Annotated in this window: 1 protein-coding gene; it reads right to left on the bottom strand. The window is 74.5% G+C overall.

Features of this window, described 5'->3' with window-relative positions:
* Window positions 1-792: 792 nt before the first annotated feature.
* Window positions 793-2,264 (bottom strand): beta-N-acetylhexosaminidase (locus tag DKL51_RS31230; RefSeq protein ID WP_124813060.1); only part of this gene is annotated, 1,472 nt, incomplete at its 5' end.

Raw genomic sequence — 2,264 nt, 5'->3', positions numbered from 1 at the left:
TAGGCATTCCGCCGGGCGGGGGCCCGTCGTGGCGCGGGGGAGCGCCGGTGGGTATGCCATGTTCAACGACCCGGGGGTGGGCATGATTCCGCCGCACGGGTGGCCCCGCCCACGGGACACCCACCCCAGGACCGGACAGCCCACGCACCGGGACCGGACATTCGACGCGCCCGGGCGACCGACCGTGCGGGCTGCGCGATCCGCGGTTTCACGGAGACGGTGGCCTCCCGGCGCACCGAGGCCACTCGTTCCGGGCAATTGCGGGGTCGCGGGGCGCTCGGCTTTGTCAGGACGGCGGCGCGTGGCTTTCGGCGAGCTCCAGCTTCTGCCCGACGCGGCCCAGCCGACCCGCCCCGACGCGGCCCGGGCTCGGTAGCGGCCACTCCGCGTGATGCCGTTCCCAGCCGGCAGACCGCGCGCTTCTCCCTTTGCTCTGCTGCCCCGGACGCAACAGTCACCTTGCGTGCCTGTTGCGTCCGCTGCAGCAGAGCAAAGCGTGGGTGACAGCATGCCGCGGCCGGTGGGTCTGCGTCCCAACGGTGCTGGTCAGACCCGGCGGGGAGGGCGCGCGCCTGAGCGATCACCGTGTCGTTCGGTAAAACCGGTCACCCTGCGTTGCCGTCGCGGGGCCGATGGAACCGGTCACCCTGCGTCGCAGTCCGCTGGGCCGCCGGAACCGATCACGGGGGCGTTGCAGTCCGCCGGGGCGCAGGAACCGATCACGGGGCGTTGCAGTCCGCCCGACCGCTGGAAGCGGTCAGCCTGGGTGGCAGTAGGCCGGGCCGCCTGCGGTCACGCTGCCTCGGCTGCTCCCGTCGGCTGGGCGGTTTCGGCATCGCCGGGGCGTGGGGCCGGGATCCGGTTCCTCACCTCCGGCTCGGGCAAGTCCGACGTGGCGGGCTCGGCCGGCCAGGGGATCTCCGCCGAGGGGTGGAAGGAGATGCCGGCGGTGGTCCAGCGCGGGCCGTGCCCGGCCAGCCGGTCCCGGAACGCGGCCCAGTCGTGGGTGGCCCGGGGCGACCAGCCCAGCTCCGCGATGGCGGGGAGCCGGGGCAGCAGCATGAACTCGATCTCCGCGAGCGAGTTCACCGACTCGGTCCAGAGCGGCGCCTCGACGCCCAGCACCGCCTCCACCGGTACGCCCGCCACGTGCGTCGCCGGGTCCCAGTCGTACGCCGTCCGGACGTCGATCAGCCCGGCCCAGTCGTGCCCGATCGGGGTGTCGGGGGCGTACTTCATGTCGAGGTAGGCCCGGTTGCCGGGGGAGAGGATGAGTCGGGCGCCGCGGCGTACCGCGTCGGCCACCACCGGATCGTCGCCGTCGGTGCCCCACCACTGGAGCACCCGCCCGTCGACGTGCCCGGCCGGGGCGAGCTGGTGCCAGCCGACCACCGTCTTGCCGGTGCCGGCCACGATCCGCTGCGCCCGCTCGACGAAGCCGGTGTACGCCTCGCCCTTCACCTTGAACGCCTCGTCGCCACCGATGTGCAGCCACGGCCCGGGAGTGAGGGCGGCGACCTCGCCGAGCACGTCCGCGACGAAGTCGTACGTCCGCTCGTCGGCCGGGTCGACGTAGCTGAAGCCGACCTCGGTGCCGGTGTACGGCGGCGGCCCGACCTTGTCCGGCGCCAGTTCCGGGTACGCGGTCAGCGCGGCGTTGGTGTGCCCGGGCAGGTCGATCTCCGGCACCACGGTGATGTGCCGGCGGGCGGCGTACCGGACGATCCGGCGGTAGTCGGCGGCGGTGTAGCAGCCGCCGGGGCCGTCGCCCACCTCGGTCGCCCCGCCGACGGCGGCCAGTCGCGGCCACGAGTCCACGGCAATCCGCCAGCCCTGGTCGTCGGTCAGGTGCAGGTGCAGGTGGTTGAGCTTGTACCGGGCCAGGTGGTCGATCACCCGCAGCACGTCGGCGACCGCGAAGAAGTGCCGCGCCACGTCGAGCATCGCGCCCCGGTACGGGAACCGCGGCCGGTCGACGATCACCCCGCCGGGTACCGCCCAGCGCTCGGCCATCGGGGTCGGGCTCTCGATCGCGGCCGGCAGCAGCTGCCGCAGCGACTGCACGCCGTGGAAGAGCCCCGTCGCCGTGGCCGCGCTGATCCGTACGCCGTCCGCGGTCACGGCCAGGCGGTAGCCCTCCGCCCCCAGCGCGTCGACCGGCTCGGGCGCCTCGGCGGGACCGGGTGTGGCGTCGGCGCGGGTGGCCGAGTCGGGGACGGCGGCGGGCGTGGTGCCGGCGAGGGTGAGCACGACCCCGCCGGTGG

The organism is Micromonospora globispora (assembly GCF_003857015.1).
Lineage (GTDB): Bacteria > Actinomycetota > Actinomycetes > Mycobacteriales > Micromonosporaceae > Micromonospora > Micromonospora globispora.
This window is presented reverse-complemented; position numbering and strand designations above follow the sequence as displayed.